The sequence below is a fragment of the Kitasatospora sp. NPDC001261 genome (assembly GCF_042896795.1).
Lineage (GTDB): Bacteria > Actinomycetota > Actinomycetes > Streptomycetales > Streptomycetaceae > Kitasatospora.
Genome location: NZ_JBIAXP010000013.1, coordinates 73983 through 97827, shown reverse-complemented (window position 1 = coordinate 97827; position 23845 = coordinate 73983). Strand labels below are relative to the sequence as shown.

26 protein-coding genes are annotated in these 23845 nt (G+C 75.3%); 12 read left to right on the top strand and 14 right to left on the bottom strand.

The features are described 5' to 3' along the window. Window positions 1-77 precede the first annotated feature (77 nt). Window positions 78-989: a hypothetical protein gene (locus tag ACFY4B_RS18795; RefSeq protein ID WP_387968973.1), complete on the top strand. Its 912-nt coding sequence runs from the start codon at window positions 78-80 to the stop codon at window positions 987-989. 345 nt (window positions 990-1334) lie between these two features. After that, window positions 1335-1712 carry a nuclear transport factor 2 family protein gene (locus ACFY4B_RS18790; RefSeq protein WP_049660939.1) on the top strand — a complete coding sequence of 126 codons (378 nt, stop codon included), beginning with the start codon at window positions 1335-1337 and terminating at the stop codon, window positions 1710-1712. Between the two features lie 31 nt (window positions 1713-1743). Here the strand turns inward: ACFY4B_RS18790 and ACFY4B_RS18785 are convergent, their stop codons facing one another. Both ACFY4B_RS18785 and ACFY4B_RS18780 read right to left on the bottom strand, forming a co-directional pair. Continuing rightward, window positions 1744-2016: a hypothetical protein gene (locus ACFY4B_RS18785; RefSeq protein WP_074006318.1), complete on the bottom strand. Its 273-nt coding sequence runs from the start codon at window positions 2014-2016 to the stop codon at window positions 1744-1746. Between the two features lie 149 nt (window positions 2017-2165). Further along, window positions 2166-2552 (bottom strand): hypothetical protein, encoded by a 387-nt coding sequence (locus ACFY4B_RS18780; RefSeq protein WP_387968970.1) that lies wholly within the window; start codon window positions 2550-2552, stop codon window positions 2166-2168. Window positions 2553-2812: 260 nt separating this feature from the next. On the opposite strand from ACFY4B_RS18780, the gene ACFY4B_RS18775 reads away from it, so the two are divergent. Beyond that, window positions 2813-3973 carry a DNA gyrase subunit B gene (locus ACFY4B_RS18775; protein WP_387968967.1) on the top strand — a complete coding sequence of 387 codons (1161 nt, stop codon included), beginning with the start codon at window positions 2813-2815 and terminating at the stop codon, window positions 3971-3973. 96 nt (window positions 3974-4069) lie between these two features. Here ACFY4B_RS18775 and ACFY4B_RS18770 read toward each other — a convergent pair whose 3' ends face one another. The 3 genes from ACFY4B_RS18770 to ACFY4B_RS18760 all read right to left on the bottom strand — a co-directional run bounded on the left by ACFY4B_RS18770 (window position 4070) and on the right by ACFY4B_RS18760 (window position 7992). After that, entirely contained in the window at window positions 4070-5707 is a 1638-nt protein-coding gene (locus tag ACFY4B_RS18770) for an alkaline phosphatase D family protein (protein ID WP_387968964.1), read from the bottom strand. 163 nt (window positions 5708-5870) lie between these two features. Next, window positions 5871-7499: a multicopper oxidase family protein gene (locus ACFY4B_RS18765; RefSeq protein ID WP_387968962.1), complete on the bottom strand. Its 1629-nt coding sequence runs from the start codon at window positions 7497-7499 to the stop codon at window positions 5871-5873. After that, on the bottom strand, window positions 7492-7992 hold the full coding sequence (locus ACFY4B_RS18760; protein ID WP_387968959.1) for a hypothetical protein: 501 nt from the start codon (window positions 7990-7992) through the stop codon (window positions 7492-7494). The genes ACFY4B_RS18765 and ACFY4B_RS18760 overlap by 8 nt, the downstream gene beginning before the upstream one ends. A 149-nt stretch (window positions 7993-8141) precedes the next feature. On the opposite strand from ACFY4B_RS18760, the gene ACFY4B_RS18755 reads away from it, so the two are divergent. Continuing rightward, entirely contained in the window at window positions 8142-9041 is a 900-nt protein-coding gene (locus ACFY4B_RS18755; protein ID WP_387968956.1) for a LysR family transcriptional regulator, read from the top strand. Between the two features lie 50 nt (window positions 9042-9091). Here ACFY4B_RS18755 and ACFY4B_RS18750 read toward each other — a convergent pair whose 3' ends face one another. Both ACFY4B_RS18750 and ACFY4B_RS18745 read right to left on the bottom strand, forming a co-directional pair. Beyond that, window positions 9092-9997: a neutral zinc metallopeptidase gene (locus ACFY4B_RS18750; RefSeq protein ID WP_049655538.1), complete on the bottom strand. Its 906-nt coding sequence runs from the start codon at window positions 9995-9997 to the stop codon at window positions 9092-9094. 180 nt (window positions 9998-10177) lie between these two features. Further along, the gene (locus ACFY4B_RS18745) at window positions 10178-11014 is read right to left on the bottom strand and encodes a helix-turn-helix transcriptional regulator (RefSeq protein WP_387969308.1); all 837 of its coding nucleotides are present in this window, start codon (window positions 11012-11014) and stop codon (window positions 10178-10180) included. A gap of 163 nt (window positions 11015-11177) precedes the next feature. On the opposite strand from ACFY4B_RS18745, the gene ACFY4B_RS18740 reads away from it, so the two are divergent. Both ACFY4B_RS18740 and ACFY4B_RS18735 read left to right on the top strand, forming a co-directional pair. Further along, entirely contained in the window at window positions 11178-11708 is a 531-nt protein-coding gene (locus ACFY4B_RS18740) for an EF-hand domain-containing protein (protein ID WP_387968953.1), read from the top strand. Window positions 11709-11908: 200 nt separating this feature from the next. Next, a complete protein-coding gene (locus ACFY4B_RS18735) occupies window positions 11909-12760 on the top strand; it encodes an NAD-dependent epimerase/dehydratase family protein (RefSeq protein WP_387820796.1) in 852 nt (283 codons plus the stop codon). Window positions 12761-12804: 44 nt separating this feature from the next. Here ACFY4B_RS18735 and fusA read toward each other — a convergent pair whose 3' ends face one another. From fusA to ACFY4B_RS18715, 4 genes are all read right to left on the bottom strand, one after another. Continuing rightward, window positions 12805-14871 (bottom strand): elongation factor G, encoded by a 2067-nt coding sequence (gene fusA, locus ACFY4B_RS18730; RefSeq protein WP_387968951.1) that lies wholly within the window; start codon window positions 14869-14871, stop codon window positions 12805-12807. Window positions 14872-15269: 398 nt separating this feature from the next. Further along, entirely contained in the window at window positions 15270-15776 is a 507-nt protein-coding gene (locus ACFY4B_RS18725) for a hemerythrin domain-containing protein (RefSeq protein WP_387968948.1), read from the bottom strand. A gap of 153 nt (window positions 15777-15929) precedes the next feature. Beyond that, window positions 15930-16517, bottom strand: a complete 588-nt coding sequence (locus ACFY4B_RS18720; RefSeq protein WP_387968946.1) for a nuclear transport factor 2 family protein — start codon at window positions 16515-16517, stop codon at window positions 15930-15932. A gap of 70 nt (window positions 16518-16587) precedes the next feature. Beyond that, complete coding sequence (locus ACFY4B_RS18715) at window positions 16588-17553, bottom strand: DMT family transporter (RefSeq protein ID WP_387968943.1); 966 nt, start codon at window positions 17551-17553, stop codon at window positions 16588-16590. A gap of 49 nt (window positions 17554-17602) precedes the next feature. Between ACFY4B_RS18715 and ACFY4B_RS18710 the strand changes: the two genes are divergently transcribed. The 3 genes from ACFY4B_RS18710 (at window position 17603) to ACFY4B_RS18700 (ending at window position 19546) form a co-directional block, all read left to right on the top strand. Next, window positions 17603-18187, top strand: coding sequence for a MarR family winged helix-turn-helix transcriptional regulator (locus ACFY4B_RS18710; RefSeq protein ID WP_079272912.1), 585 nt, complete (start codon window positions 17603-17605; stop codon window positions 18185-18187). A gap of 24 nt (window positions 18188-18211) precedes the next feature. Continuing rightward, complete coding sequence (locus ACFY4B_RS18705; protein ID WP_387968940.1) at window positions 18212-18742, top strand: DUF6328 family protein; 531 nt, start codon at window positions 18212-18214, stop codon at window positions 18740-18742. Between the two features lie 201 nt (window positions 18743-18943). Beyond that, on the top strand, window positions 18944-19546 hold the full coding sequence (locus tag ACFY4B_RS18700) for an AAA family ATPase (RefSeq protein ID WP_074006308.1): 603 nt from the start codon (window positions 18944-18946) through the stop codon (window positions 19544-19546). Window positions 19547-19571: 25 nt separating this feature from the next. Here ACFY4B_RS18700 and ACFY4B_RS18695 read toward each other — a convergent pair whose 3' ends face one another. After that, window positions 19572-19961 (bottom strand): hypothetical protein, encoded by a 390-nt coding sequence (locus tag ACFY4B_RS18695; RefSeq protein WP_074006307.1) that lies wholly within the window; start codon window positions 19959-19961, stop codon window positions 19572-19574. Between the two features lie 120 nt (window positions 19962-20081). Next, window positions 20082-20492 carry a helix-turn-helix domain-containing protein gene (locus ACFY4B_RS18690; protein WP_049660434.1) on the bottom strand — a complete coding sequence of 137 codons (411 nt, stop codon included), beginning with the start codon at window positions 20490-20492 and terminating at the stop codon, window positions 20082-20084. 112 nt (window positions 20493-20604) lie between these two features. On the opposite strand from ACFY4B_RS18690, the gene ACFY4B_RS18685 reads away from it, so the two are divergent. The 3 genes from ACFY4B_RS18685 to ACFY4B_RS18675 all read left to right on the top strand — a co-directional run bounded on the left by ACFY4B_RS18685 (window position 20605) and on the right by ACFY4B_RS18675 (window position 22878). Continuing rightward, a complete protein-coding gene (locus tag ACFY4B_RS18685) occupies window positions 20605-21543 on the top strand; it encodes an NADP-dependent oxidoreductase (RefSeq protein WP_387969305.1) in 939 nt (312 codons plus the stop codon). Window positions 21544-22024: 481 nt separating this feature from the next. Continuing rightward, on the top strand, window positions 22025-22252 hold the full coding sequence (locus ACFY4B_RS18680) for a hypothetical protein (RefSeq protein WP_387820776.1): 228 nt from the start codon (window positions 22025-22027) through the stop codon (window positions 22250-22252). Between the two features lie 224 nt (window positions 22253-22476). After that, window positions 22477-22878 (top strand): hypothetical protein, encoded by a 402-nt coding sequence (locus ACFY4B_RS18675; protein WP_387968937.1) that lies wholly within the window; start codon window positions 22477-22479, stop codon window positions 22876-22878. 41 nt (window positions 22879-22919) lie between these two features. Here ACFY4B_RS18675 and ACFY4B_RS18670 read toward each other — a convergent pair whose 3' ends face one another. Continuing rightward, window positions 22920-23660 carry a helix-turn-helix domain-containing protein gene (locus ACFY4B_RS18670; protein ID WP_375874245.1) on the bottom strand — a complete coding sequence of 247 codons (741 nt, stop codon included), beginning with the start codon at window positions 23658-23660 and terminating at the stop codon, window positions 22920-22922. Between the last annotated feature and the right edge of the window lie 185 nt (window positions 23661-23845).

Below are 23845 nucleotides of genomic sequence, written 5' to 3'. Positions count from 1 at the left end.
CGTAATCCAACCGAAAACAGGCGACCCCGGCGGTGCGCTAACACCCCGGGGTCCGGCAACAGGAGCCAACACTCCCGATGCGCGTCCATCGTAGCGCCCCCGTGCGCAACTTCACCGTGCTGCCCAACGCCGTACTCCAGTACCGACGGCTCTCCTACACCGCCCGGGGCCTGCTCGCGGACCTCCTCTCCCGGCCCGACGGCTGGCGCGAGGACGGCCGGCACATGGCCGACACCAGCCCCCAGGGGCGCGGCGCGGTCCGCAGGGCCCTGAAGGAGCTGGCCGACGCCGGGTACTACCGGGTCGAGAAGATCCGCCTGCCCGACGGCACGATCATCACCGAGACCCACGTCTACGACGTCCCTCGGGCCGCAGCGCCGAGTACCACCCGCCCGGTCCCTGGTGGAGCGAGCACCGGCCGCGCTGACACCCTTTCAAAGGACCGGCACCAAGAACCCACCCTCCCCGCCGAATCGCCCGTCGAACCGCCCGACGGGCGGGCGGACGGGCGGCCGGGCGGGCAGTCCGACGAGCAGCTCCGCGAGGCGGTCGCCACGCTGTTCCGGGTGATCCGCCCCGAACCGCGACTGCGCCTGGGCGAGGCCGAAGCCCGCGCACTCGCTCCCCTGGTCGCCCGGTGGCTGGAACGCGGCAGCACCGCCGCCGACCTCGCCCAGGCCCTGCTGCCGGGCCTGCCCGCCCCGATGCACTCGGCGGCCGCCGTCCTCCGCCACCGCCTGGAGCACAAGCTGCCGCCCGCCCCAAGCACCGTACGGACCGGGGCACTTCGGTACGCCGAGTGCGCGGCGTGCCACGACCCGGTGCCCGAACCCGGCATCTGCGGCCCCTGCGCGGGCCTCGCCCCCCGCCCCGTCGCGGTCGGCGGCGGCGAGGCGGCCACCCGCCCCGGCGCGGCCCGTGCCAGGGCGGCGCTGCGGGCCGCCCGGGCGGCCGGCCCGCACCCGGGCGGCCTTGCCACCTGCCGCTGAGCCCGGAGGCGTGTGCCGCTCCGCCCCGTGCCGGAACCCTTGCGAACACCCTGGAGGCCATGTACCGCTCCTCACCGGGGATTTGCGCGGGCGGGGAGCCCGGTGGCGCGGTTCCGGTGGGCGTGCGGCGCATGCGGTCCCATCACGGGACGGACCGCCGAGTCCTCCGCGGAAAGCCGGTTGGTCACCCACTGGGTCCAGCGCCACCCCGGTTTCGAAACCGGGGCGGCGGCGTGCGGATCGAGGGCGGAAGCCCGGGCGGCACGGGGTGCCGCGTGGGTGCTGCCGCCCTTGGTGCTCGCCCTCTTCCTGATCCGTACGCGCAGCGGCTGGTATTACTGGGGTATGCAGGAAGAGACGGCACGCTCCGCGATCGACACGTTCATCTCCGCGTTCAACGCCTCGGACGACACCTATGTGACGGCCCTGCTCTCCCAGGCCCTGACCTCCGACGTGGTCTTCTGGGGGCCGTTGGGCCGCAGCGAAGGAATCGCGGCGGTCGAGCAGTTCGTGCTGGACATCCGGCGCCACCCGGCGGGAACCGGCACGATGACGCGCTGCTCGGCGGTGGACATGCCCGGCGAGTGGGCCCGCTACCAGTGGGTCTTCACCACGCCGGACGGAGGCCCCCGCCTGGCGGGAACGGACGTCGTCCATCTGCGGCGGAGCCTCATCGACCAGGTCATCGTCTTCGCCGGGGAGATCGAGCCGTCCGCCTCCTGACGGACCGCCCGGGCAGCGCCGCGGGCGGGCGTCAGCGCGGGGAGCCGTAGCGGAGGTCCACGAGGGCGCCGGTCAGGCCGCCGAGCGTGAGGGCGGGGACGACCGCCGACCAGGGGTCTCCGGTCAGCGCTCCGGAGAGCATCACCAGGGCGATGACGGCCGCTGCGACGGCGCGGGCCGGCAGCGAGCGCGGCAGCAGCGGTACGGGCGCACCGGCGCGGTGCCGTCGGGCCAGTCTGACGGCGAGCAGGACCAGTGCGGCCACCAGGAGCGGCGGCACCATCGCGTGCGTGGAGATCCCCATGGCCTTCGCCCTTCTGGACGGCTGGGTGCGAACATACACCCCCAACTCCCCTGCCCACCGCCCCCGGTGACAGCGAACGGCCCGGCGCCGGGCCGTTCGGCGAAGGATCGGCCGGCCGAGTACGGCGAGGGACCCGGCGCGGCGCCTCGCTACGGGTTGACGGGGCCGAAGATGGTGGTCGGCTTCGGCTGCTTGGGGGTCTCCAGGCTCTGCAGGCAGAGGGTGTACTTGTCGCTGCCGTGCTTGGAGGTGAAGTAGCCGTCGGCGGTGGGGTATTTGCGGCAGGCGTTCTCGCCGTCGGTGGTGTCGTTCTCGCGGCCGACGACGCGGGCCTCGGCCTTCGGGTCGGAGCAGGGGACCACGTCGATGTCGGGGTTGCTGTCGACGACGCCGGGCAGGGCGGCGGCGATCGGGTTGTTGTTGTGGATGCAGTCGCCGGCCTCGGCGAACTCGGGGTCGCGCTTGGCCATGACGACGATCAGCGGGATCAGGACCGCCGGGACGAGCAGGCCGACGATGGCGGGCCGCAGGTACACCGGCTTGCCGGGGTCCGCCGGCGGGCGGGGCGCGAAAAACTTGGATCGGGGGACCTCGGGAGCGCCCGGAACGGCCCCGTACGCGGCCCCGGCGGGGGCGGGGCCGCGCTCCGGCGGGCGTCCGGGACCCCTGCGGCGGGCGCCCGCGGGCAGGCGCTCACGCGCCCGCCTGCGCCCTCGGCAAACAGGCTCTGACCTGGCATTATGCCGAAATTCGCCTAGGCTGTGGAGCTCTGCCGGACACCTTCGGAGGGGACATCGTGAACGAGGAGAAGACCGGGTACGAGGCCGCCCGCATCCAGGTGTGGGAGGGCCTGGAAGCCGTACGGAAGCGGCCCGGGATGTACATCGGCTCGACCGGTGAACGCGGCCTGCGCCAGCTGGTGTTCGAGGTCGCCGACCGGGCGGTGAGGGAGGTCCTGGCCGGACGCGCCGGCCGCGTCGAGGTCACCCTCACCTCCGACGGTGGCGTGCGCGTCGCCGACGACGGCCCGGGCGTCCCCGTCCGCGGGGCGGAGGGCACCGGTGAGCCCGACCTCGACACCCTGCTGACCCGTCTGAACGCCGGAGCGGGGCCCGGTGGCGGCCGCCGCGACGTGGCGCTCGGGCACTGGGCCGCGGGCCCGGCCGCCGTCAACGCCCTGTCGAGCCGGATGACGGCCGAGGTGCGGCGCGAGGGGGTGCGCTGGGAACGGGAGTACGCGCGCGGCACGGCCGTCACCCCGCTCACCGACGCGGGCCCGGCGACCGGCAGCGGGACCGTCCTCACCTTCTGGCCGGATGCCGAGGTCTTCGGGACAGCGCTGCTCTCCTTCGACGACCTGGCGGACCGATTCCGTGAACTGGCCTTCCTGAACCGCGAGTTGGACATCTCACTGACCGACCGGCGCGGGCCCGGCGAGCCCAGGTCCGAGCGGTTCCACTCCCCCGGCGGGGCACAGGACTTCGTCGCATTCCTCGACAACCGGGACGCGGCGCCCGCCGTCACGGGCACCGTCGCCTTCGAGGGCGAGGACCCGCGGATGGCGGGGACGGTGGAGGTGGCCCTGCGCTGGCGCGCCGACGGCGAGGAGCGGGTCCGGAGCTTCGCCAACAGCCGGCCCACCCCGCGCGGCGGCACCCATGAACTCGGCTTCCGCGACGGGGTGGCGGCCGCGCTCGACGCGTACGCGCGCAAGCGGCTCCGGCCGGCCCCGGCGGAACCCGGCCTGAGTGCCGGGCAGGCCTGGGCGGGCCTGACGGCGGTCGTGTCGGTGAAGCTCGACGAGCCCGAGTTCCACGGCTCCACCCTGGACGTGCTCGGCAACACCGCCGTGCGCGCCTGCGTCGCCGAGGCCGTCCGACGCCACCTGGACGCCTGGCTGGAGGAGCACCCGCAGCAGGCCGCGGCCGTCGTCGAACGCCTCGTCCGGGGCGCCTGAGCAGCACCCGGCCCGCCTGCACGGCACCCGGCCGCCTGAGCGGCACCCGGCCCCGCCGCCTCCCTCAAGGCGGCGGGACCGGGAGGCCAAGGGCCGTCAGGCCGGGCGGATGCCCGGGTTGCCGGCCTCGGTGGTGAAGGAGGCGGCGGTGGACAGGGTGCCGCCGGGGCGGGTGATGTGGGAGACGACGCGGTAGTCGGCGCGGGCCCGGTGGCGGTCCAGGGTGAGCACGGTGTAGCCGCGGCGCCCGTCGTAGAACTTCATGTGCGGGTTGGCCGCCATGAGGTTGCCCCAGTTGGACGGCTTCTCCTCGCCGTCGCCGTCGCTGCTGATCGAGGTGCCGACGAACTCCACGCCCACCGTACGGGAGTTGGGGTCGTTGAAGTCGCGCTTGACGTCCAGGGCGTAGGCCACGTGGACGTCGCCGGTGAGCAGCACCAGGTTCTTGACGCCGGACTGGTCGACGGCCTTCAGGAAGCGCTCGCGGGCGGCGGGGTAGCCGTCCCAGGCGTCCATGGAGAGCTTGGAGCGCTCGGCGGTGGTGTTCTTGCGGCGGGAGAAGACGACCTGCTGGGGGATGACGTTCCAGGTGGCCTTGGAGTGGCGCAGGCCGTCGGCGAACCAGCGTTCCTGGGTGGCGCCCATGAGGGTGCGCTTGGGGTCGTCGGACTCGGGGGTGGGGTACTGCCAGCCGTCGCCGTTGGCCTGGTCGTCGCGGTACTGGCGGGTGTCGAGGATGTCGAACTGGGCCAGCTGGCCGTAGTGGACGCGCCGGTAGAGGGTCAGTTCGGTGCCGCGGGGCTGGGGCATGCGCAGCGGCTGGTTCTCCCAGTAGGCGCGGTAGGCGGCGGCGCGGCGGGCGACGAAGGGGGCCGGGTCCTGGTTCTTCTCGGGGATGCCGGCGGCGTAGTTGTTCTCGACCTCGTGGTCGTCCCAGGTGACGTACCAGGGGTGGGCGGCGTGGGCGGCCTGGAGGTCGGGGTCGTTCTTGTAGAGGGAGTAGCGCAGCCGGTAGTCCTCGAGGGTGGTGGTCTCGTGGTTGAAGTGGGCGGCGAGGGTGCGGTCGGTGTACTTGCGGTCGCCGCCGGCGGCGTCGATGCCGTACTCGTAGATGTAGTCGCCGACGTGGAAGACGGCGTCCAGGTCCTCGCCCGCGAGGTGGCGGAAGGCGGTGAAGTAGCCGTCCTCGTAGGCCTGGCAGGAGACGAAGGCGATGCGGGCGCTGTCGAGCTTGCGGCCGCGCGGCGGGGCGGTGCGGGTGCGTCCGACGGGGCTGGCCCAGGTGCCGACGGTGAAGCGGTACCAGTAGGTGCGGGCGGCGTCGAGGCCGTCGACGTCGACGTGGACGGCGTAGTTGAACTCGGCGTGGGCGCGGGCGGTGCCGCGGCGCTCGACGCGGCGGAACCTCTCGTCGCGGGCGATCTCCCAGCCGACCCGGACGGAGCCGGTGGGCGGCAGGCCGGCGCCGGGCTCCAGCGGGCGGGGGGCCAGGCGGGTCCAGAGCACGACGGCGTCGGAGGTGGCGTCGCCGGAGGCCACGCCGAGGGTAAAGGGATCGCCGCCGATGGCGCGCGGGGCGATCTCGTTGTCGGCGGCGTGCGCGGAGGGCAGGTTGACGCTGAAGGCGAGCGCGGCGGCGGCCGAGGTGACGGTGAGGAAGCGGCGCCGGTCCAGGCGGGAGGCGGCCTCGCGCAGCATCCGGTCGGGCGTGGGGTGGTCGTCGGGGCGGGTCATGGGGGTGGTGGCCTTTCGCTGCTCGGGGGGTGTGCGAAGGGAATTGGAGTGGACCGCCCGGTACGGCGGGGGTCGGGATTCCGGCAGCAGAGTGATCATCCGGTGCGAGAGCCGTGAAGGTCCGGCAGTTCCGGCGGATCCCCCCGAACAGGGGTGAAAGGGATCAGACGACTTCCAGGTTGGCCATCATTCCCATGTCCTCGTGCTCGGCGTTGTGGCAGTGGAAGAGGTAGCGGCCGCGGTAGCCGTCGAAGCGGGTGATGATCTCCGCGGACTCCCCCGGGCGCAGCGAGACGGTGTCCTTGAGGCCGGCGTCGTGGGGCAGTGGGGGTCTGCCGCCGCGGGTGAGGATGCGGAAGCCCACGAGGTGGAGGTGGACGGGGTGGTGGACGTCGGCGATCAGGCGCCAGATCTCGGTGTCGCCGAGGGGGACGGTGACGTCGGTGCGGGCGGGGTCGAAGGGGCGGCCGCCGATGAGCCAGCCGTGGCCGCCGTTCATGCGGCCGGCGCGGAAGGCGAAGTCCCGTGTGCGGACGGCGTCTTCGCGCCGCCAGTCGGGCAGGTCGGTGGCGAGGCGGGGCGGGATGCGGCTGTCGTCGGCGGGGGCGGGGCGGGCGATGCGGAAGGCCATGACGTCGCGGGTGCGGCCGGTGCCGAGGCGGTTGACGATCCGGACCAGGGAGCCGACGGGGGCGGCGGCGAAGTCGACGACGAGGTCGTGGCGTTCGGCGGGGGCGACGGGCAGGCTCCGGTGGGTGACGGGGGCGGCGAGCAGGCCCTGGTCGGCGCCGATCTGGACGAGGTCGAGGCGGCGGCCGTCCTCGGTGCGGGCTTCGAGTTCGTAGTGGCGGGCGTTGGAGGCGTTGAGCAGGCGCAGGCGGTGGCGGGCGGCGTCGGTCTCGTGGACGGGCCAGGGGGCGCCGTTGACGAGGACGACGTCGCCGAGGACGCCGGCGAGGTGGGGTTCGGTGACGCCGGGGCGGTCGCGCAGGGCGGGGTCGAGGGAGGGGTAGGTCAGGGCGCCGTCGGCGGTGAAGGCGCGGTCGGTGATCATCAGGGGGATCTCGTGGGGGCCGGCGGGCAGGCCGAGGGCGTCCTCGGCGTCGTCGCGCACGATGTGCAGGCCGGCGAGGCCGCGCCAGAGGGCGGGGGCGGTGAAGTCCATGCGGTGGTCGTGGTACCAGAGCAGGGTGGGGCGCTGGTCGTTGGGGAAGGTGTAGTCGCGTCGCAGGCGGCTGGTGACGGCGCGGGGGTCGGTCATGCCCGTACCCGTGCCGCCGCCGTGGCCGCCCGCGCCGTCCATGCCGGGCATGGTCTGGGGGGTCTGGGGCCAGGCGGCGGGCAGGACGAGGTCGGTGGGGTAGCCGTCGGAGTCCGCGGGGGTGCGGCCGCCGTGCAGGTGGACGACGGTGGGCACCGGCAGTTCGTTGCGGTGGGTGACGGTGACGGGCCGGCCGCGGCGGGCCTCGATGGTGGGGCCGGGGAAGGAGCCGCCGTACGTCCACAGCGGGGTGCGCAGGCCGGGCAGGATCTCGGCGCTGGTCTCGCGCTGGACGATCTCGTAGCGGTCGGTGCCGCCGTCGGTGGAGACGGGCCTGGCGACGGCGGGCAGCGGCAGCGGCACCTGGTAGGGGGGCGGCAGGGCGGCGGCGGTGCGCAGTTCGGCGCCGGTGGTGGCGGGGCGGCGGGCGAGGGCGGCGGCGCCGGCCAGCGAGGCGGTGGTGAGCAGGCCGAACGCTCCGCCGATGCCGAGGATTTGACGGCGCGTCAGGTTGCCTTGGGGTTCAGGCACGGTCGTCGTCCTCCCGGCGGAGGGGCCGGCGCGGGGGCAGCGGGGTGCGCCACAGGGCGATGGTGAGCACGGCGAGGCCGGCGATGGTCGCCACGCCCAGCGGCAGGTGCAGCCACAGGGCGCCTTCCGTTCCGGCGACGTACTGCGCGGTCTCGGCCGCGACCGCGGCGAGGGTGGCGGCCGCCGGCCAGGAGCGGCGCAGCCGGATCCACACCACGAGGGCGGCGACCAGCTGCAGGTAGCCGAGGGCGGTGACGGCGTTGGCGCCGACGGTGTGCCAGCCCAGGGCGTCGTAGTCGCCGCTGAGGTAGACGCCGGCGAAGACGGGCTGGCCGAAGGCGGCGGCGGTGTGGACGGCGGCCACGGCGCGCAGGGTCCGTCCGGCGGGCCCGGTCCGCTCCCCCGGGCCGGTCCCCGCCCGTGGCCCGGTCCGCTCCCCTGCGGCGGACCGGGCCTCGGGCTCCGGTGGGGTCTGGTGGGCGGCGGTGGCCATGGCGCGGGGTCCTTCCTCGTACAGGGCGTCCGGGCCGGCGCACCGCTGCGGGCGGTGTGCGGCCCGTCCCTGACGCTATGTCCGCCCGGCTATCCTGTCTAAGATCAATATTGCTATGGCGTTATGACCGCTGGGGCATGGGGGCTTTCGTGGACCTGAACACGCTCGCGCAGTTCCTGGCGGTGGCGCGGCTGGAGCACCTGAGCCGGGCGGCGGAGGAACTGCGCGTCGCCCAGCCGTCGTTGAGCCGCTCCATCGCCCGGTTGGAGGCCGAGCTGGGCACCCCGCTGTTCGAGCGCGGCGGGCGGCTGCGGCTGAACGCGGCCGGGCAGCTGTTCCGCGGCTACGTCGAGCGTTCGCTCGGCGAGCTGGAGGCGGGCCGGCGGGCGGTGGCGGAGGCCGCCGGGCAGGGGCTGGGCACGGTGCGGCTGGCCTCGGAGACCTTCCTGGCCTTCAGCGGGCCGCTGGCCGCGTTCAAGCGCGGCCACCCGGGGGTGGAGGTCGAACTGCACCAGCTGCCCGCGCGGGAGACGGCCCGGCGGCTGCGGGCCCAGGACGTCGACCTCGCCGTCGTCTCCCAGCCGATCACCGCCGAGGGCCTGGAGTCGGTGCTGCTGCTGGACGAGGAGGTGGGGCTGGCCGTCGCCCCCGGCCACCCGCTGGCCGGGCGCACCGCGGTCGGCGTCGACGACCTCGCCGACCAGCCGTTCATCGCCGCCCGCCCCGGGCACTGGCAGCGCCGCCTGCTGGAGCGGCTGTTCGCAGCCCGCGGCCTGGAGCCGCGGATCGTCTGCGAGAGCGACGAGGCCGGCGCCATCGCCGAGCTGATCAGCGCGGGCCTGGGCATCGGCCTGGTGCCCGCGCTCTCCCGGCGCACCGCCACCCGCCTGCCGCTGGTGTGGGTCGGCGTCGACGACCCCGACTGCCGGCGCTCCCTGACCCTGTTCTGGGCCGCGGACACGCGCCTGCCCGCCGGCGCCCGCCGGCTGCGCGAGGCGATCACGGGCTGGGACTGGGCGCGGAGCGGGCAGGCGCAGCGGGGCTTCTGACGACGGGCGGCGCGGGCGGACGTCGCGGCCGGTCCTCGCGGGCGGTGGTGCTACAGCTTGGCGGCCGAGAAGGTGTCGCACTGGGCGAAGTCGCCGCCGCGGTAGCCGGTGGTGAACCAGGCCTTGCGCTGCTCGGCGGAGCCGTGCGTCCAGGCCTCCGGGTTGATCCGGCCGGTGGCCTGCTGCTGGATGCGGTCGTCGCCGACCGCGGCGGCCGCGTCCAGGCCCTGGGCGATGTCCTGGTCGGTAAGCGAGGCGATCAGCGGACGGCCGGTGGAGGCCTGCGGGGTGGTGGTGGCGTGGTGCGCCCACACCCCGGCGTAGCAGTCGGCCTGCAGCTCCAGGCGCACCGAGCCGCTGGCGGCGCCCTGGCGGTCGTTGCCGACCTTCTGCATGGCGCCGGTGAGGGTCTGGATGTGGTGGCCGTACTCGTGGGCGACGACGTAGGACTCGGCGAACGGGCCGCCCTTGGCGCCGAAGCGGGCGGACAGCTCGTTGAAGAAGCCCAGGTCGAAGTAGGCCTTCTTGTCGCCGGGGCAGTAGAACGGGCCCACCGCCGAGGTCGCCGGGCCGCAGGCGGTGGAGACCTGGCCGGTGAACAGCACCGTCTCGGCGTTCTTGTACGGGATCTTGGCGGCGCGCGGCAGCTCGGTGCGCCAGAACTCCTGGAGGCTGTTGGTGACGGCCACGATCCGGCAGTCCTGGCGCTTGTTGGCGTCGGCGCCGGTCTTGCAGGCCTGCTGCACCTCGCCGGCGGTGCGGGTGCCGGTGGAGGAGTTGGAGGAGCCGGAGCCGGAGGACAGGCCCAGCAGCTGCGGGTCGACGCCGAGGACGACCGCGAACAGCACCGCGAGCAGGCCCACGGCCCCGCCGCCGATGGCGACCTTCCCGCCCGGGATGCCGCGCCGGTCGTCCACCTGCGAGGTGTCGAGGTCGCCCTGGTCGTCGAACTGCATGTGCCCCTGCCTGCCCGCTTCTGTCGGTCTCTGGCGATCGGTCGATCGGTCGGTCTGTCGATCTGTCGGTCGGTCGCTTTGTGCGCTCTGGTGACGGTCTGTGCCGTCACGGCCCGGCCCAGCCTACGGGCCCCGGCCCGCCTCGTCGCGCAGCGGGGCCTTCCGATGCCGGTGCGGGCGTCAGGCGGGGGCGGGGGCGCCGACGACGCGCAGCAGTTCCAGGCGGGAGGCGGAGTCGCTGCCGGGCGCGGCGGTGTGCACCAGCAGCAGCTGGTCCTCGCCGCCGGCGGCCAGCACCTCGCACTCCAGGTCCAGCGGCCCGACCACCGGGTGCAGGAGCCGTTTGCGGCCGCTGCGCCGCCGGGCGACCTCGTGGCGTTCCCAGTGGGCGGTGAACTCGCCGCCGTCGGCGAGGAGTTCGTCGAGGAGTTCGGCGGCGCGGCGGTCGCCGGGGCGGGCGGTGCGGGCGGCGCGCAGGGCGGCGACGTGGGCGCGGGCGAGGTCCTCGTGGTCCTCGGCGGGGAACAGCGTGCGGGTGCCGGGGTCGGTGAACCAGCGCAGCAGGAGGTTGCGGCGCTCGGGCGCCAGGGCGGTGTGGTCCCCGAACAGGGCGGCCGACATGGCGTTCTGCGCGAGGACGTCGCCGAGGTCGGAGACCACCTGGGCGGGCGTGTCGTGCAGCCGGTCGAGGATGAGCAGCAGTCCGGGGCGCACGTGGCCGAGCGGGCCGTGCCGGCGCGGGGGCTCGTGCCCGGCGAGGCGGAACAGGTGGTCGCGTTCGTCCTCGCTCAGCCGCAGGGCCCGGGCCAGGGCGGCGAGCAGCTGCGGTGAGGGCTGGGGGCCGCGGCGCTGTTCCAGGCGCGCGTAGTAGTCGACGGACAGCCCGGCGACCTGTGCCACCTCCTCCCTGCGCAGTCCGGGTGTGCGCCGCCGCGCCCCGGGCGGCAGCCCGAGGTCGGCGGGGGTGAGGCGGGCCCGGGCCCGGGTGAGGAAGTCGGCCAGCGCCGTTCGGTCGATCATGCCCCCAGCATGGCCCGCCGGGGCGCGGCGCAGCCAGGGATCGCCGGTCCCCGGCTGCCGGGACGCCGCCCGCTCCCGTGCCGCGCCTTCCCGGCCCGCGCGCGTCCCGCCGGTAGCGTGGACCGGCGGAACTTCCCCTGTGAGAACGGATGGTGACGGAATGTCGGACGAGGCGAAGCGCCGTATCTTCGCGATGCTGGACACCGACGGCGACGGCGTGATCTCCCACGACGAGTACCTCGCCCGGGTCGACCGGGCGGCCTCGGCGTTCGGGCGCGGCCCGTACGACCCGCTGGTGGCCGCGGCCCGCACGGCCCACGAGGAGGTCTTCCGGCAGATGGACGGCGACGGGGACGGCGGCGTCACCTTCGAGGAGTACCGCGCCTGGGCCGGTCACGAGGCCTTCGAGGAGACCTGTCGGCCTGCGCTCGGCTCGCTGTTCGACCTCGCCGACGGCGACGGCGACGGGCGTGTGACCCGAGGGGAGTTCGCCCGGCTGCGCGCGGCGAGCGGCAACCCGCCGGAGGGGGCCGCCGCCGCGTTCGACGCCCTCGACACGGGTGGCGAGGGCACCGTGGAGCGCGCCGTCTACCTGGTGGCGATCCACGACTTCCTCACCACCGGCTCCTCCCCCATGGCCGGCGCCTACGGTGACGGCCGCCCCGGCCCGCGGGAGCCCGCCGTCCGCTGACCTGGCTCCCGGAGGTCGGTGCGGGCGTCGGCGGTCGGTGCGGGTGTCGGCGGGTGTCGGCGGCCGGGAGCCCGCCCGGGCGCCCCGTGGCCCCAGCCGGGGATCGGCGCTCCCTGGATCGGGAGGTCTCTGCCGCGCCCCTCGCGCCGCGGGCAGGGTGGTGGGCGTCGGAGGAAGCGACTCCCTGGAGGAGACGGGCGATGGCGAAGATCCTGGTGACGGGCGCGACGGGTTCGGTGGGCAGCCGGCTGGTGCCGCGGCTGGTGCGGTGGGCGGGGGCGGAGGGCTCCTCGGTGCGGGTGCTGGTGCGCGACGCGGCGAGGGCCCGGGGCCTGGACGGGGTGGAGGTGGTGGTCGGCGACCTGTGCGAACAGGGCGACCGGGCGCGGGCGTTGGACGGGGCCGACGTGGTGCTGAACGTGGCGGCGGCGCTGCGCGGGGTGCCGGACGGGACGGCGTGGGCGGTCAACCGGGACGCGGCGGTGGCACTGGGGAGGGAGGCGGCGAAGGCCGGGGTCGCGCGGTTCGTCCACACCAGTACCAACCTGGTGTACGGGCGGGGGCTGGGCCGCCCCGCCGTGGAGGGCGACCGGACGGCGCCGGATCCGGCGTGGGGGGTGTACGCGGCGTCCAAGGCGCGGGCGGAGGAGGGGCTGCGCGCGCTCGGGGACGAACTGCCGCTGGTGGTGGCCCGGTTGGCGTTCGTGTACGGGGACGGCGATCCGCACCTGGCGCAGTCGCTGAACTGGGCCGCGCACTGGCCCGCGCACCAGCGCCTGGCGGTGGTGCACCACGCGGACGTGGCGCGGGCGCTGTGGCGCGCGGTGACGGTGCCCGGCGTCGAGGGGCGCGCGTACAACGTCGGCGACGACGCGCCGCTGACGGCCTGGGACCTGTACGCGCTCAACGGGCGGGTCCACCCCGGCGGTTCGCCGGACGCCCCGTTCGACCCGTGGGAGGGGCAGGTGTCGACGGCGGCGGCGCGCCGGGAGCTGGGCTGGCGTCCGCTGTACCCGTCGGCGTGGGCGGCGGCCGACGCCGGGGCGCTGTAACGGGGCCGGCCCCGCCGTGGGGACGGCGGGGCCGGGCGGCGGGCTCAGCCGGCCGGCGTGGGCGCGGGGGCGTAGCCGGCCGGGCGGGTGGTGAAGGTGCCGCGGCCCTGGGTGCGGCCGCGCAGGCGGCCCGCGTAGCCGAACAGTTCGGCGAGCGGGACCAGCGCGCCCACCCGGGCGGTGGCGCCGGGGCCGGGGTCGGTGGAGCGGACGTGGCCGCGGCGGGCGGCGAGGTCGCCGAGGACGGTGCCCAGCGCGTCCTCGGGCACGGTGACCGTCACCTCCGCGACCGGTTCCAGCAGGTGCATCCGCGAGGCGCGCAGGGCCTCGCGCAGGCCGAGGCGGGCGGCGGTGCGGAAGGCGAGCTCGGAGGAGTCCTTGGGGTGGGTGGCCCCGTCGGTGAGGGTGACGGCGACGCCGGTGACCGGGTGTCCGCCGAGCGGTCCTTCGGCCAGGGCGTCGCGGCAGCCCGCCTCTACGGCCTGCACGTACTCGCGCGGCACCCGGCCGCCGGTGACGGTGGAGGCGAACGCGAACTCCGCTTCGGCGCCGTCCGGCAGGGGGTGGACGTCGAGGACGAGGTGGGCGAACTGGCCGGCGCCGCCGTCCTGTTTGGCGTGCCGGTGGACGAAGCCGGTGACGCCCTCGACGAGGGCCTCGCGCAGGGCGACGCGCGGGCGGCCGACGACCGCCTCGATCCCGCTGTCGCGCCGGACCTTCTCCACCGCGACCTCCAGGTGCAGTTCGCCCAGTCCGGACAGGGTGCGCTGGCCGGTCTCGGGGTCGGTGGCCACGCGCAGCGAGGGGTCCTCCTCGGCGAGGCGGGCGAGGGCGGCGGCCAGCTTGTCGGTGTCGGTGGCGCGGCGGGCCTCGACGGCGACGGTGACGACCGGTTCGGCGCTCACGGGGGCCTCCAGGAGGATCGGGTGGTCGGGGTCGCACAGGGTGGCGCCGACGCGGGTGTGCTTGGGGCCGACGACGGCGACGATGTCGCCGGCGCGGGCGTGGTCGGTCTCGGTGTGGCGGTCGGCCAGGACGGTGAGGATGCGGGCGACGCGTTCGCGGCGGCCGGTGGCGGTGTCGAGCACGGTGGCTCCCTTGTGGAGGGTGCCGGCGTACAGGCGCAGGTGGGTGAGGCGCCCGGTGGGGGCGGCCGTGACCTTGAACGCCAGGGCGGTCAGGGGCTGTTCGGGGTCGGGGTCGCGCTGCTGGGTACGGTCGGCGGAGCGGGTGGGCGGGACGTCGAGCGGGGAGGGCAGGTAGGCGACGGCGGCGTCCAGGAGCGGTTCGATGCCGCGGTTGCGGTAGGCGGAGCCGCACAGCACCACGACGGCCTCGCCGGTGCGGGTGAGGTCGCGCAGGGCGGCGGTGAGGGTGGCGGCGCCGACGGTTCCGTGGGCGCAGAACTCCTCCAGCGCCCGGGGGTGCAGTTCGGCGACGGCCTCCTCCAGGGCGCGGCGGCGTTCGGCGGCCGCGCCTTCGAGGTGGGCGGGCACCGGGCCGTGCGCCATGGCGCCGTCCTCGTACCAGGTGAGGGCGCGCAGGTGGACGAGGTCGACGACGCCGGTGAACGACTCCTCGGCGCCGATGGGCAGTTGGACGGCCAGCGGGCGCGGGTGGAGGCGTTCGCGGATGGAGTCGACGGCGGCGTCCAGGTCGGCGCCGGCCCGGTCGAGCTTGTTGACGAAGGCGATGCGCGGCACGCCGTGGCGTTCGGCCTGGCGCCACACCGACTCGCTCTGCGGCTCGACGCCGGCGACCGCGTCGAACACCGCCACCGCGCCGTCCAGGACGCGCAGCGAGCGCTCGACCTCGTCGGCGAAGTCGACGTGGCCGGGGGTGTCGATGAGGTTGATCCGGTGCCCGGCCCAGGCGCAGCTGACGGCGGCGGCGAAGATGGTGATGCCGCGGTCGCGTTCCTGGGGGTCGAAGTCGGTGACGGTGGTGCCGTCGTGGACCTCGCCGCGCCTGTGGGTGGTGCCGGTGAGGTAGAGGATCCGCTCGGTGACGGTGGTCTTGCCGGCGTCGACGTGGGCGAGGATGCCGAGGTTGCGGACGGCGGCGATGCTGCTTGTGGTGGTGGTGCTCGCGGTGGTGGTGTGGGTGCGCATGGCCCGGGTGCCTTTCGAGGCGGTCCTGCTGGTGGGGTGGGCGCGCGATTCGGCAGTGCCGACGGACCGTCGGGTTCGTTGCCACACAGTGGGCTTACGGCCTCACGGGCCGGTGTCAGACGGTGGCGGCACTGCTCCGGTGCCGGCCGCGCAGCGGGCACCGGGAGAGGCGGGACACCAGGATCACCTCGTACCGCGACGCGGGAGAGGGGGCGGCGGCACTCTGCTTCGGCATGGCCGCCCGCCCCCTCTCCCCATCTCGTACGTCACGGTCGTCGCGTTCGGGCCGCGCGTCGGGGCGCGGCCGCGTGGCGAGTGTAGGGAAGGCGGGCCGGACGGTGCGACGGGTTTTACGGTGCGCGGGTTCTACGGCGCCCGGGTCTTACGGTGCGCGGGTTCTACGGTGCCGGGTCCCGCGGCGCGCGGAAGCGCAGGACCGGTTCGGACCAGCCGTCGTCGCGCACCCCGGCGTCCAGGGCGGCGCCGATGGCCCGTTCCTCGTAGCCGAAGTGGGAGTCCATGATGGCGGCGAGCCCGTCGAGTTCGCGTCCGATCGCCTCCAGGTCGGCGTCGGGCCGTCCGGCGGCCTGGTCGGCGAGGTCGCGCACCCGGGTGAGGATGCCGGTGATGAGGCCGTGGTCCTCGACGAGGTTGGCGATGGTCGGCTCCAGGTCGGGGCGTTCGCGCAGGAGTTGGGCGAACAGGCCGTCGTCCTCGCCCTGGTGGTGGTTGGTCAGGGCGGTGCAGAAGGCCAGGCAGTGGGTGAGGAGCCGGTCGTCGCCGCCGTGCGGGCGGGGCCGGCCGAGGTTCGCGCGCAGGTCGGCGAGGCGGCGGCGCAAGTCCTTGTGCGCGCGGGAGAGTTGCAGGCTGAGGGCGGCCGTACGGCCGGTGGAGGGGGAGGCCACGGGTGGCGGTCCCTTCGGTTGCGCACCTCCATGCCTGACGCGGTCCGTCACCGGCACGCGATGCTCGCGCCAGCAGATCACGTGATCCGCCCGGTGGGCAAGCGGCGGGGCCCCGGCCCAAGTGACGCCCCGGTCGGCGTCCCGGGGCCGCCGTCACGCTCCGCCGGCGAGGTCGCGCAGGGTCGCCCCGGCCTTCGGGGTCAGGACGAGCGGGCCCCTGCCGCTCGTCCACACGGCCCGCACGTCCAGGCTCCGCAGGCGCCAGCCGTCGGGGGTGCGCACCGCCTCGCCGGTGAACGTGCCGCCGACGTCGAAGCGGCCGCCGGGCTCCTCGCCGCGCGCCCGCTGGGTGGAGGCGAGGTGGACGTGCGCCATGACGGCGTTCCAGCGCACCGCGGCCCGGTCCCCGTCCAGGTCGATCATGTGATTGGCGCCCACGTGCTGGGTCCGCTCGAACTTCCCGAGGGTCGCCTGCTCGGACTCGGCCAGCCCGTCGATGCCCTCGTGGTCCCCCACCGGCGTGGTGATCCGCACGTCGGGGGTGAAGTAGCGCCGCGCCCAGGCCTCGTCGAACCGCCCGCCGTCGCGGGGCACCGTGTCGAGGCTGAGCAGGTAGCCGTCGATGAGGCCGGTGATCTCGGCGCGGTCGGTGAGGACCCGGACCCGCTGTTCGAGCGCGGCGAGGTTCGCGGCGATGGTGTCGATGGCGGTGGTGTCGGTGGCGGTGGTGTCGGTGGTCATGGCCCTGGCTCCTCGGGGTCGCCGTGCGCGGCGCGACCCGGTCCGGTCGCGCACCACGGAGGCTAGGACCTCAAGTCGACTTGAGATCAAGGTCCCGGTCCGCTGCCGGGCGGGCCCGCCCGGCAGCGGACTCGGCGACGGGCTCGGCGACGGGCTCGGCGACGGGCTCGGCGGCGGGACGGACAGCGGGTTCGGCGCGCGGCCGCCCGAGCAGGATGCCGGCCACGACCAGCGCCAGCCCCGCGCCCTGGCGCGGCCCGAAGGCGTCGCCGTCCAGCGCCGTGCCCAGCAGCACGCCGGTGAGCGGGTTGAGCAGTCCGAGCAGGCCCACGGTGCCGGCCGGCAGGTGGCGCAGCCCGGCGAACCAGCAGGCGAAGGCGAGCGCGGTGGCGATCACGGTGGTGTAGCCGAAGGCGAGCAGGGTGGGCGCGTCCACCGGCGGGGGCGGGCCCTCGACGGCGGCGGCGAGCGGCAGCAGCACCAGGCCGCCCGCGGTCAGCTGCCAGGCGGTGGCGGCGAGCGGGTCGGCGCCCTCGCGCCAGCGGGCGGCCAGCACGTAGCCGACGGAGGAGACCAGCATCGCGGCCGCCGAGGCGGCCAGCCCGGCCCAGCCGATGCCCTCCCCCGGTCCGGCCAGAGCCAGCGCGACGCCGGCCAGGCCCACCACCGCCCCCGCCAGGTGCGCGCGGCGCGGGCGCGGGCCGGCCAGGGCCCAGGCGGTGAGCAGCATGGTCAGCGGGGAGGCGGCCATGACGGTGGCGGCGGCGCTGGTGGGCAGCAGTTGGGAGGCGAGGTAGAGCAGGACGAAGAAGACGGCGGTGTTGAGCAGGCCGAGCAGCGCGCTGCGCCACCACCAGGCGCCGTGCGGGCGGCGGCGGGCGAGGGCGAGGAGCAGCAGGCCGGCGGGCAGGGCGCGCAGGGCGGCGCCCCACAGGGGGTGGTCGGCGGGCAGGTGGGCGTGGGTGACCCAGTAGTTGGCGCCCCAGGCGACGGGGGCGAGGGCGGTGAGCAGGACCCACCGCGTATTGGCTTCCATGGAAGACAATATAGCTTCCTGGGAAGCTATCGGGGGTAGGATGGCGCCCATGGAGCACGGACAGGGACAGGGACACGGGCAGCACGCCGACCACGCGGACCCCACCGACGCCGCGGACCACGTCGCCCGGGTCCAGGCCGAGTGGCGGCGCGAACGCCCCGACCTGGACGTCTCCCCGCAGGCCGTCATCGGGCGCCTGCACCGCCTCGCCGCCCGCCTGACCGCCGAGCTGACCCTCGTCTACCAGCGCTACGGCCTGGGCGAGGGCGAGTTCGACGTGCTCGCCGCGCTGCGCCGGGCCGGCGCCCCGTACGAGCGGGCCCCGGGCGAGCTGGCCGCGCACACGATGGTGACCACCGGGGCGATGACCAAGCGGATCGACCGCCTGGAGCGCGCCGGGCTGGTCACCCGCCGCCCGGCCGCCGACGACCGGCGCGGGCGCGTGGTCGCGCTCACCGAGGCCGGCCGGCGCCTGATCGACGAGGCGTTCACGGCGCACATGCGCAACGAGCACCGGCTGCTGGCCCACCTGAGCCCCGAGGAGGCAGGCGCCCTGCAGGGGTTGCTCACCGTCTGGCAGCAGCGCCTGGACGGCACCGGGGGCGCGGACCCCGGTGCGACGCGCGGGGCCTGACGCCGGGCCGTGGGAAGCTGACGCATGACCAGTGCACCTCCCCCGGACTCCCCCTCGCCCGGCCACCGGTCCGACTCCGCTCCCCCGCCCGGCTGGGGGAACCCGGCCGTGCGCGCCGACCGGCGCCTGGTGGCGATGCTGCAGGAGCTGCGGGTGCTCCAGACCGGCGTGCAGATCGTCTTCGCGTTCCTGCTCGGCGTCGCCTTCACCCCGCGCTTCGCCCAGCTCACCGACGCCCAGCAGGACGTCTACGTCACCACCCTGCTGCTGTCGGTCGTCGCCGCGGCCGTCCTGGCCACCCCCGTCGCCCTGCACCGCGGGCTGTACCGCCACCCGGGCAAGGAGCGGATCGTCGCCGTCTCCATCCGCGTCGCCCAGGTGGGCCTGCTGCTGCTCGCCTCCGCGCTGACCGGCGCCGTGCTGCTGGTCCTGGACGTCGTCCTCGGCACGGCGCTCGCGGTGCCGATCACCTGCGGCATCGCGGTGATCTTCGCCGTGCTGTGGTTCGGCCTGCCCTGGGCGGTGCGCCGCTCCGCCCGCCGCGACAGCGCCTGACCGGACCCGGACGCCGCCGTACGGGCCCGTCCGCTGCCGGCCGTTCGCTGCCGCCGCCCGCACCGGGGGTGCGGGCGGCGGACCACGGACCGGGCCGGGGCCGGCTTCCGGGCGCCGGGGGCCGGGCCGGGAGGCGCGCCCTCGGCCGCCTCCCCCACCCCCCGGAGCCCACCCGCACCCCGGACCGCTTACCGTGCCGGTATGCATACCGACGAAATCCCGTGGGACGTCCTGCTGATCGGCGGGGCCTCCGGCCTCGGCAAGAGCCGCGCCGCCGACCTCCTGCGCGTTCGACACGGCGCGTTCGTCGTCGAGTTCGACGACGTCGTGGCCGCCCTCCAGGCCGCCACCAGCGCGGACAGCCACCCCGGCCTGCACCACTTCTCCGCCGTGCCCGACCCGGACGCGCTGGGCGCCGACCGCGTCCTGGAACTCCAGATCGCCACCGCCCGCGCCCTGGACGACGCGCTGCTCGGCGTCGTGCGCAACCGGCTCACCGTGGACGTGCCCGCGATCGTGGAGGGCGACTACCTCACCCCGGCCGCCGCCGCCCGCGCCGCCGCCGAGGCCGCCGAGCAGGGCCGGCGGGTGCGCGCGGTCTTCCTGCACGAGGACGACCCGCGGAGCATCGGCGCCAACTACGCCGACCGCGAGCCCGACAGCGGCCCGCAGCCCGAACGCGCCGCCGTCAGCGCCCGCTACAGCACCTGGCTCGCCGACCAGGCCCGCGCCCACGCGCTGCCCGTGGTCGAGTGCCGCCCGTACGCCACCCTGCCCGAGCGCCTGGCCGCAGCCCTGGCGTGACCCCCGGGGGCGGCGTGACGGCGGGTCAGCCCTCCTCGATGTCCGAGATCAGCTTGGTGCCCAGGTCGCTCTGCACCGCCAGCCGGGTGTGCCCGGCGTCGGGGCCGGTGCCCCAGGTCAGCGTGACGGTGGTGAACAGGTGCCCGGCGCCGGAGTCGTGGTAGCGCACCTCCCAACGGGTGGGCACGTCCTGGGCGCGCAGCACGCCGTCGGCGTGGTTGGCCTCCTCCCAGGCCGCCAGCCGCTGTCGGAAGTCCTCGGTGAGGTAGTGGGCGCGCAGTTCGGTGCCCAGGTCGTCGGTGCCGTCGGAGACGGCGTCGACGTAGGCACCGTAGAAGTCGGCGACCCGGTCCACCGCGGAGTCCGGGCTGCCGCTGCGGACCGCGGAGTCCGCGGCGGTGTCGGTGTCGGTCATGAACGTCCCCATCCGTCAGGGCCGGGGCGTACTGCCGCCCCCGGCCGGTCGGTTCGACCCGTACGCCCAACGAGCCGCCCCGCCGGAGGTTGCGCCCGGACCGTCCCCGGTCCCCCCGGGTCAGTCCGGTGTCCGGTGGTCCTCGTCGTACGCGGCGCGGGCCGCCAGCACCTGGGGCATGTGGCTCTCCGCCCAGTCCTTGATCTGCCGGACGAGCGGCAGCAGGTCGCGCCCGAGCCCGGTGAGCTCGTAGTCGACGCGGGCGGGCACCCCGGCGGTGACGGTGCGGCTGACCAGGCCGTCGCGTTCCAGGGCGCGCAGGGTCTGGGTGAGCATCTTCTCGCTCACCCCGGCCAGGCGCCGGCGCAGGTCGCTGTAGCGCAGCGGCCCGTCGGCGAGGGCGGAGACGAGCAGGCTGACCCACTTGTCGCCGATCCGGTCCAGGAGTTGGCGGGCCGGGCACCAGGCGAGGTAGGCGTCGTAGGCGGCGGCCTCGGCGGCGCGGCGCCGGGCGGCGGTCGTGGTGGGCATCGGCCCACTCTCCTTTCCGTGCGGTACGCACCTTCGGGTGCGTCCTTCCCCATGGAGAGTAACTCTCCTTAGGTTGGGTGGAGTTGCCGATTCGTGAGGGGTGGGTGTCGTGATGCGTGCCGTGGTGGTGCGGGAGTTCGGCGGTCCCGAGGTGCTGGAGCTGGTGGAGGTGGCGCTGCCGCGGCCTGGCCGCGGGCAGGTGCGGGTGCGGGTGGCGGCGGCCGGGGTCAACCCGGTGGACGCGGTCACCCGCTCCGGGGTGCTCGCCGGGGCCGGGCTGATGGCCCCGCGCGCGGTGACCGGCATCGGCTGGGACGTGGCCGGGACGGTGGACGCGGTGGGACCGGAGGTGACCGAATTCTCGCTCGGCCAGCGGGTGGTGGGCCTGCGCGACCGCCTGGACACCGACCTCGGCACCTACGCCGAGCACGTCGTCCTGGACGCGGACGCCCTCGCCCCCGCCCCGGCCGGCGCCACCCTCGCCCAGGCCGCGACCCTGCCGCTCAACGGCCTCACCGCGCTACAGGCCCTGGACCTGCTCGACCTGCCGGCCGGCTCCACCGTCCTGGTCACCGGCGCGGCGGGCGGCGTCGGCGGCTTCGCCGTCGAACTGGCCGCCCTGCGCGGCCTGCGGGTGGTCGCGCTCGCCGGACAGGACGACGAGCCGCTGGTGCGCGACCTGGGCGCCGAGTGGTTCGTGCCGCGTACGGCACCCGACGTGGCCGCCGCCGTACGGGAGTCGGTGCCCGGCGGGGTCGACGGCGCCGTCGACGCCGCTCTGCTGGGCGTACGGGCCCTGGGCGCGGTGCGCGGCCGCGGCGCCTTCGTCGCGGTCGCGGCCGGCAGCGCCCCGGTGCCCCTGCGCGGCATCCGGGTCGCCAACGTGTGGATCACCGCCGACGGCCCGGCACTGGCCCGCCTGTCCGACCTCGCCGCCGACGGCCGCCTCACCCTGCGGGTCGCCGACACCCTCCCCCTGGACCGCGCCGCCGACGCCCACCACCGCCTGGAGGCCGGAGGCCTGCGCGGGCGGCTGCTCCTGACGCCCTGACCGGTGGGCGGGGACGAGGAGAAGGCCTGCTCCCGGGACGGGGACAGGCCTTCTCCGATGTGATCCGCGTCACGGCGGGGCTGCGGCAACAGCGCTCCGCCCGGGGAGACCGTCCGGGTTGAGGGGAAGGGCTCTCGGGTTGCACTGTGGCAGCCGGCGGCGCCGCGACCAAGCCGGTCGGACGGCTTCGGACACTCCCGGACGCCGGACCGCCCCGAGCAGGCGCGATCCCGGCGACCTGCCCGAGGGCGCCCGGACGGTCTCGGACGGCTTCGGACACGTGCGCGCCGGCGGCGCGGCGGCGGTGTCCGAACGCGTCCCGAAGACGGGTCAAGTCACCGCCTGCGATGCCCGGTTGCCGCCGCTGGCCGGAACTTGCGCGGCGCCTCGCGGCCCGCGCATGATCTGGCCCAACCACCCGTCGGGTGGCCCAGGGGACGGCAATCCCCACGTCCGGGTTGAGGGTTCAGAAGGGACCACTGTGCTGCTCGAACTCCGATGCGCGGTGCGGCGCACGCCGCCGCCCGCCACCCCGCCCGCCGAGGGCTCCGGCCTGCGGCGGGCCGCGCTGTCCGCGGCGTTCCTCGCGGTCGCCCTGGCCGGCGTCATCGCCCTGATCGTCCTCGGGTACGCCGTCGAGGCGCTGGTGACCGTCATCGTCACCGCCGCCGTCGAGGCCTCCGGCACGGCCGTGCGGGGGCGGCGATGACCGCACGCGAGGAGTTCATCTACGAACTGCAAAGACTCCACCGCCTCGCACCCGTGCGGTCCCTCGAAGATCTCTCACACGGAACCGGCCTGGGCCCCTCCACCGTGCACGAGATCATCCGGGGACGTCTTCTGCCTACAGAGGAGAAGATGAGAGCGCTGCTGAAAGCAATGGAGGTGGGTGATCACACCCACCGGCGCGCGCTGCTTCTTCACGGGGAAGCGATGGCGGAACTCCGCCCCCGTACGCAGACGTCCGCCAAGACGCCGCCCGCCCCCGACTGGCGCGTCCCGGTCCCGGCCGCAGGCGAACCCGATCCCGTGCTGTTCTCCACCGTGAAGGAGTTCGTCGCGGGCCTGGAGGACGTCAGGGTCTGGGCCGGCGAGCCGTCGCTGCGCCGACTGGAGGAGCGCAGCGCGCGGCTGCACCAGCAGCGGCAGACGGCCTACGGCAAGGTCCTGCGGCGCAGCACGATCTCCGACATGCTCAACGCGACGTCCCTTCCGCAGATGGAGAAGGTGCGGCACTTCCTGCAGATCTGCGGGGTGCGGGACATCGACGCGTGGGTGTACACGTGGCGGCGGGTGCGGACGATCGAGAAGGCCGCGCTGCGCCGGGCGGCCTGACCGTCACGGCCTCGGAGTAGGAAGTCGGCGGGGCCGACTTCCTACTCCGAGGCCTCGCCCTTGATAACAGTCGCGGGTTTGGTGTGGAGGACTTCGCGGGCCTGTTCGGCGGCGCGGACGATGCTTTCGCTGATGAAGTCGAGGAAGCGGGCGATGTTCTCCAGGCGGACGGCGGCGGGGGTGCCGGGGCCGAGGACGGCGACGCCCTGGCGGGCGGTCTCGATGACCCTGTCGTTGGCGCGGGCGCTGGCGATGACGGCCTGGTAGTAGAGCTCGTCGTCGACGATGTAGCGGTCGCGGCGGCGTTCGTCGCGTTCGCGGCGTACCAGGCTCTGGCTCTCCAGGAAGGCGATCGCCTTGGAGATGGAGGCGGGGCTGACCTGGAGGCGTTGGGCGAGTTCGGCGGCGGTGAGGCTGCCGGCGTCGGTGGTGGACAGGCAGGTGACCACGCGGGCGCCCATCCGGTTGAGGCCGGAGCCCATGAGGACGGTGGTGAGCTGTTCCTCGTAGGCGGCCACGGCCTCGTCGTCGCGGCCGTGGGGGTGGGTGCCGGGCCGTGGGCCGGCCGTGGGGGCGGGGCGGCGGCGCTGGGCGCGGTGTTCGGTGGCGCGGTGGGCGAGGTCGGCGCGGTAGGCGACGGGGCCGCCGTTGCGCATGACCTCGCGGGTGACGGTCGAGGTGGGACGTTCCAGGCGTCGGGCGATCTCGGCGTAGGGGAGGCTGTCGGCCAGCCCCAGGGCGATCTGCCGGCGTTCCTGCTGGGTGAGCCTGCCTCCCGGCATCGCGTTCTCCTCGGTGGTGGTGGCCGGGTGGTTCCCGGTCGGCCGGGTGGTTCCCGGTCGGCCCCCACCTTAGCGTTCACCTTCAGACCATTGCAATGATCGGGGTGGCGTCCGTTGCGTTACCCGTGCGTCCGTTGCAACAGTTTCTCGCCATCCACCTGCGATGACGCCACTTTGACGCAACG

Coding starts and splice junctions, on each gene's coding strand:
- ACFY4B_RS18770 (WP_387968964.1), bottom strand. CDS start 5,707: ATGACCCGCCCCGACGACCACCCCACGCCCGACCGGATGCTGCGCGAG.
- ACFY4B_RS18760 (WP_387968959.1), bottom strand. CDS start 7,992: ATGGCCACCGCCGCCCACCAGACCCCACCGGAGCCCGAGGCCCGGTCC.
- ACFY4B_RS18750 (WP_049655538.1), bottom strand. CDS start 9,997: ATGCAGTTCGACGACCAGGGCGACCTCGACACCTCGCAGGTGGACGAC.
- ACFY4B_RS18735 (WP_387820796.1), top strand. CDS start 11,909: ATGGCGAAGATCCTGGTGACGGGCGCGACGGGTTCGGTGGGCAGCCGG.
- ACFY4B_RS18675 (WP_387968937.1), top strand. CDS start 22,477: ATGGCGGAACTCCGCCCCCGTACGCAGACGTCCGCCAAGACGCCGCCC.
- ACFY4B_RS18715 (WP_387968943.1), bottom strand. CDS start 17,553: ATGGAAGCCAATACGCGGTGGGTCCTGCTCACCGCCCTCGCCCCCGTC.
- ACFY4B_RS18740 (WP_387968953.1), top strand. CDS start 11,178: ATGTCGGACGAGGCGAAGCGCCGTATCTTCGCGATGCTGGACACCGAC.
- ACFY4B_RS18720 (WP_387968946.1), bottom strand. CDS start 16,517: ATGACCACCGACACCACCGCCACCGACACCACCGCCATCGACACCATC.
- ACFY4B_RS18685 (WP_387969305.1), top strand. CDS start 20,605: ATGCGTGCCGTGGTGGTGCGGGAGTTCGGCGGTCCCGAGGTGCTGGAG.
- ACFY4B_RS18785 (WP_074006318.1), bottom strand. CDS start 2,016: ATGGGGATCTCCACGCACGCGATGGTGCCGCCGCTCCTGGTGGCCGCA.
- ACFY4B_RS18670 (WP_375874245.1), bottom strand. CDS start 23,660: ATGCCGGGAGGCAGGCTCACCCAGCAGGAACGCCGGCAGATCGCCCTG.
- fusA (WP_387968951.1), bottom strand. CDS start 14,871: ATGCGCACCCACACCACCACCGCGAGCACCACCACCACAAGCAGCATC.
- ACFY4B_RS18710 (WP_079272912.1), top strand. CDS start 17,603: ATGGAGCACGGACAGGGACAGGGACACGGGCAGCACGCCGACCACGCG.
- ACFY4B_RS18695 (WP_074006307.1), bottom strand. CDS start 19,961: ATGACCGACACCGACACCGCCGCGGACTCCGCGGTCCGCAGCGGCAGC.
- ACFY4B_RS18705 (WP_387968940.1), top strand. CDS start 18,212: ATGACCAGTGCACCTCCCCCGGACTCCCCCTCGCCCGGCCACCGGTCC.
- ACFY4B_RS18790 (WP_049660939.1), top strand. CDS start 1,335: ATGCAGGAAGAGACGGCACGCTCCGCGATCGACACGTTCATCTCCGCG.
- ACFY4B_RS18795 (WP_387968973.1), top strand. CDS start 78: ATGCGCGTCCATCGTAGCGCCCCCGTGCGCAACTTCACCGTGCTGCCC.
- ACFY4B_RS18690 (WP_049660434.1), bottom strand. CDS start 20,492: ATGCCCACCACGACCGCCGCCCGGCGCCGCGCCGCCGAGGCCGCCGCC.
- ACFY4B_RS18700 (WP_074006308.1), top strand. CDS start 18,944: ATGCATACCGACGAAATCCCGTGGGACGTCCTGCTGATCGGCGGGGCC.